We start from the raw sequence: 5,357 nt of genomic DNA on the forward strand, positions 1-5,357 counted from the left end.
GAGCCGGCCCAGGCCGGGGGCGCCCGGCAGGGCCCCGGGACGGTCGCCGCGGGAGCGCAGCGCGTCCGCGAAGTAGGCGGCGGTCGCGGTGACGGTCAGGCCGGGGTCCGCGCGCCAGACGGAGCCGCCGAGGGCGTCCGTCTCCAGGTCGCCGGTCTCCTCGTGCGGGGCCCGGCTGCCGGGGTCGAGCCAGCGGACGGTGGCCGTGGCGAGGTGGCCCTCGGCGCCTGGCCGGGTGCGCACCGCGTACAGGGCGGTGACGGTGTGGCCGGGGCCGACCTCGCCGCCGTCGACCGGGTCGTCGCGGAAGTCCTCGTCGGCGACCCGGCGGTTGTCGTAGCCGACGAGCCGGAACTCGGCGACCGTCTCCGGGTCGAAGGCGACCTGGGCCTTGGCGTCCCGGGCGGTCAGCTCGATGTTGCGGGGCAGGTCCTCGCAGAACACCGTGCGGGCCTCCTTCTCGTCGGAGACGTAGACGGTGTGGCCGTCGCCCTTGTCCGCGAGGCGCTCCATCAGCGCGTCGCCGTAGTCGCTGCCGACGCCGACACCGAACAAGGTGATGCCGTGCTCGCGACGGGAGCCGGAGATGCGTTCCAGGATGGCGTCGGCGTCCGTCTCCCCGGTGTTGGCGAGCGCGTCGGAGACCAGCACGACCCGGTTGGTGGCGCCCTTGCGGAGCCCCTCGACGGCGGTCGCGTAGCCGGTCTCGACGCCCGCGGCCAGGTTGGTGGACTGCGCGGGCCGCAGACCGGCGACGGCGTCGTGGACCCGGCCGCGGTGGCCGCCGAGGCGGGTCATGGGCAGGACCGTCTCGGCCTCGTCGCTGAAGGTGACGAGGGCCACCGCGTCGTCGTCGCGCAGCCGGTCCGTCATGGTGGCCAGGGAGCTCTTGGCGAGGTCCAGGCGGCCGGGTTCGGCCATGGAGCCCGAGATGTCGACGACGAAGGTGAGCGAGGCGGGCGGCCGGTCGCCGGAGTCCTCGGCGGTCCGGGTGGCCAGGCCGACCCGGACCAGGGACCAGTCCTTCTCGGGGGTGCGGGCACCGTCGACGGTGACCGTGAATCCGTCCCCGTCGGGGCGCTCGTAGCCCTGGCGGAAGCTGTTGACGAACTCCTCGGGCCGCACCGTCGACGGGTGGGGCAGCCGGCCGTCGGCGAGGGTGCGGCGGGCGTAGCCGTAGGAGGCGGTGTCGACGTCGAGGGCGAAGGTGGAGAGGTGGCCGGGGTCCGGCTCGGGGGCGATGTCGCCCTCGCCCTCTCCCTGCCGTTCGCCGCCACGGGGGGCGTCGGGCGCGGGCAGCGGTGCCGTGCGGTCGCCCCCTCGCTCGTAGGAGGAGTCCGTCGCCCGCCGCCCGGAGTCGTCCCCGCTGGAGCACCCGCTGAGCAGCAGGCCGCCCGCCGCCGTGAGGGCGGCCAGCGCGCCGCCCCACCTGAACCTGCCGTACCCCCGTGCCTTCCGCGCCCCGTGCCGCTTCATCGGCCGTGTCCCCTCTGCCGGTTGACGTCGACTTCCTGCGACTGTGACGCCGGAGCGGGCCGGAACGTGCGGTACGGGGGGTTGCAGATGCGTCTCGAAGCGGGCACGGAAACCGCCCGCCGAGACCGGTAGGTGACCCTCCGTTGACCTCGGCGGGCGGACCGGGGGCAGCTAGGAGACGACGTCCTTGCGGGTGAAGTGCCGGAAGGCCAGCGCGAACAGCACCAGCGCGTACGTGACGGAGACGGCGGCGCCCTGGATCATGCCGGACCACTCGGGGGTGGGCTGGACGGCGTCCGCCCAGGCGAACTGCCAGTGCGCGGGCAGGAAGTCGCGCCAGTCGCCGAGCGCGGTCACCGCGTCGAGGACGTTGCCGACGATGGTCAGGCCGACCGCGCCGCCCACCGCGCCCAGCGGCGCGTCGGTGCGGGTCGACAGCCAGAACGCGAGCCCGGCGGTCACCAGGTTGGAGACGAACAGGTAGGCCACGACGACCACGAGCCGCTGGGCGGCCGTGCCGGGGTCCAGGGAGCCGCCGGTGGGGATCTGCAACGGGCCCCAGCCGTAGGCGGCGGTGCCGACGGCGAGGGCCACCACCGGCAGCAGCACCATCGCGGCCAGGCTCAGCCCGAGCCCGACGGCCAGCTTCGACCACAGCAGCCGCATCCGGGGCACGGGGGCGGCGAGCAGGTAGCGCAGCGACGACCAGCCCGCCTCGGAGGCGACCGTGTCCCCGCAGAACAGGGCGACGGGGATGACGAGGAGGAACCCGGCCGACACGAACAGGTTCACGGCGGCGAAGTTGGCGCCGGACGCGGTGGCCGTGTCCATCAGGGTCACCCGGCCGTCCCGGCCCTCCGGCTCGCCGCCGATGGCGAAGGCGACGACCAGGACGAACGGCAGGGCGGCGAGGATCGCGCCCATGACCAGCGTGCGGCGGCGCTTGACCTGCCGGACGAGTTCCACGCGCAGCGGCAGGGTGTGGCCGGCGCGGTAGCCGTCGGCGACGGCGGTGGCGGGCCCGTGGGCCGTGTCCCGCCCGTCGCGCTCGTCCCGCTCGGTGAGCGTGCTCATGCGGAACCTCCGATCAGGGTGAGGAAGGCGTCCTCCAGGCGGCGGTGCGGGCCCACCGACTCCACCGGCACGTCCAGCCGTACGAGGTCGGCGACCAGGCGGGCGGCGGTGCCGTCCGCGTCCAGCCGCACCAGCATTCCGTCGTCGGCGCGTACGGCCGAGGCGACGCCCGGCAGCGCGGCCACCTTCTCGGCGAGCGGCTCGTCGACGGGGGCGCCGGTGCCGACGAGCAGGGTGTCGCCGGTGCCGACGATCTCGTGCACCGGGCCCGCCTGGACGAGCCGGCCCCGGTCCATGACGACGAGGTGGGTGCAGGACTGCTCGACCTCGGCGAGGAGGTGGCTGGAGACGATCACCGTGCGTCCGTCGGCCGCGTAGCGGATCATCACTTCCCGCATCTCGCGGATCTGGGGCGGGTCCAGGCCGTTGGTCGGCTCGTCCAGGATCAGCAGGTCGGGCAGGCCGAGCATGGCCTGCGCGATGGCGAGGCGCTGGCGCATGCCCTGGGAGTAGGTGCGCACCGCGCGGGAGAGGGCGTCGCCGAGGCCCGCGATGCGCAGGGCCTCGTCGAGGTGGGCGTCCTCGGCCGGGCGGCCGGTGGCCCGCCAGTACAGTTCCAGGTTCTCCCGCCCGGACAGGTGCGGCAGGAAGCCCGCGCCCTCCACGAAGGCGCCGACCCGGGACAGCACCGGGGCGCCGGGCCGCACGGCGTGGCCGAAGACCCGTATCTCGCCCTCGTCGGGGGTGATCAGGCCCATCAGCATGCGCAACGTGGTGGTCTTGCCGGCGCCGTTCGGGCCGAGCAGGCCGAGGACCTGGCCGCGTTCGACGCGGAAGGACAGGTCCCGCACGGCGTACCGGTCGGCGGAGCGGGCGTAGCGCTTGCTCAGTCCGGTGATCTCCAGGGGCAGGCCGGCCCGTTCGGGGTCGGGTGCCGGGGCGGTGGTGCGGCGGCGGCCGGTGAGGACCAGGACCAGGGCGGCGACGGCTCCGGCGAGCGGCAGCCACCACACCCAGGCGGGCAGCGGGGCCGCCGCGGTGGTCACGGCGGGCGCGGTGGGCACCGTCAGGTGGCCCTCGATGTCGACGGTGTAGGTGGCGGGGGCGGCCGGTGAGGCGTAGCCGAGGTCGGTCGAGGCGACGACCAGGCGGAGGCGGTGGCCCTTGCGCACCTCGTGGTCGACGGCGGGCAGCGTGAGCGTGACGTCCTGGCCCGCCTTGGCGTTCTCGACCCGCAGCGGGGTGACGAGCTGGGAGGGCAGCACCTGCTGCCGGCCGTCGGGGCCGACGTCGTAGAGCTTGCCGAACAGCACCGCGTCGTCGCTGGTCGAGGTGACGCGCGCGGTGATCTGCGGGGAACCGGTGATGCGCAGATCGCGGTCCAGGGGCTCCGACTGGAAGCGGGCGTGCTGGCCGGGGAAGTCCAGCGAGACGCCGACGCCGAGCGAGGACAGCTGGGAGAGGCCGCCGCCGGCGCCGGAGAGGCCCGGGAGGGCGGACACGGCGGGCGGGCTGGCCCCCGCCGGGTTGTCGAAGCGCTGCTGGAATCCGGTGAGGCGGACGGTCTCCGGTCCGCTGCTCAGGCCGGGGTACCGGTCGGCGCTCGCGCCGCGGAGCGTGGCCCGCCCGTCGGTGGAGTCGACGCCGCCGGTGCGGCTGACGCGGAAGGCGGGGCCGGTGTCCGCGTTCCGGTCGCCCTTGAGGTGGCGGTCGAACCAGGCCCGTACGCGCCGCTGGACGCGGTCGGTCTCCGGGTCGCCGCCGTCGTGGCCGCCCGCGATCCAGTCGACCTCCACCGGGGCGCCGTTGGCGCGGATGGCGCGCGCGGCGGCGTCGGCGTGGCCGAGCGGGAACAGCGAGTCGGACTGGCCCTGCACGAGGAGCGCGGGCACGTCGATGCGGTCGGCGACGGCGGACGGCGAGCGTTCCCGCAGCAGGGCGCGGGCCTCGGCGTCCGGCACACCGGACTCGGCGACCCGCTCGTACATCGCGCACAGCGCGGGCTCGAACCGGTCGCAGCCGCCACCGGAGTTGACGAAGATGCCGGCCCACAGCTTCTTGAACACGCCACCCGGGAACAGCGCGTCGGCGAGGTCGAAGTAGGTGATGGCCGGGGCGATCGCGTCGACCCGGTCGTCGTGTCCGGCGGCGAGCAGGGCGATGGCGCCGCCGTAGGAGCCGCCGGCCATGCCGACGCGCGGGTCGCCGTCCTTGTCGAGCTGGATCTCGGGCCGGCCGGCCAGCCAGTCGAGCAGCCGGGAGACGTCGGCGACCTCGCCCTCGGGGTCGTTCAGCCCGATCTTCCCGGTGGACTTCCCGAAGCCGCGCGCGGACCAGGTGAGGACCGCGTACCCGTCCCGGGCGAGGTCCTCGGCCTGCTGCCGCACGTCCTCCTTGCTGCCGCCGAAGCCGTGTCCGAGCAGGACGGCGGGACGGCGGCCCTCCGGGCCGGAGGTGAAGTACGAGGTGTCGATGCGCACCCCGTCGCCCGTGGTCAGGGCCCGGTCCTCGCGCACCACCTCGGCGGGCGGGTCCTCCGAGGCGACGGCGGTCCAGGTGCCGGCGCCGGCGAGCACGAACACGGCCGCCGCCGCGGCGGCCCACCTTCGGCGGCGCCCGCCGCCTCGTGCACGGGCCGGCAACCGGATCTTTCGGAGGTCCATCCTGGAACCATAAAGGAGGCCGCCGCGCACTCCGGCGGCCCACAGGGGGATCCCGGCGCCCACCCCCGGTCGTACACCGGCGGGTGGCGTACACCGGACGCGGTACACCGGCGGGTGCCGGTGGGGGGCGGTGGGGCCCGGGGG

3 protein-coding genes are annotated in these 5,357 nt (G+C 75.4%); all 3 read right to left on the reverse strand.

The annotated features are described in order from the left end of the window. On the reverse strand, window positions 1–1,476 hold a 1,476-nt coding region (locus G3I53_RS32300), incomplete at its 3' end, for a VWA domain-containing protein (protein ID WP_164439034.1). Window positions 1,477–1,647: 171 nt separating this feature from the next. Further along, window positions 1,648–2,550 carry an ABC transporter permease gene (locus G3I53_RS32305; protein WP_203592133.1) on the reverse strand — a complete coding sequence of 301 codons (903 nt, stop codon included), beginning with the start codon at window positions 2,548–2,550 and terminating at the stop codon, window positions 1,648–1,650. Then, complete coding sequence (locus G3I53_RS32310; protein ID WP_164335840.1) at window positions 2,547–5,213, reverse strand: alpha/beta fold hydrolase; 2,667 nt, start codon at window positions 5,211–5,213, stop codon at window positions 2,547–2,549. Before G3I53_RS32310 ends, G3I53_RS32305 begins: the two co-directional genes overlap by 4 nt. Window positions 5,214–5,357: the final 144 nt, after the last annotated feature.

This window comes from Streptomyces sp. SID14436 (genome assembly GCF_010548465.1).
Taxonomy (GTDB): domain Bacteria; phylum Actinomycetota; class Actinomycetes; order Streptomycetales; family Streptomycetaceae; genus Streptomyces.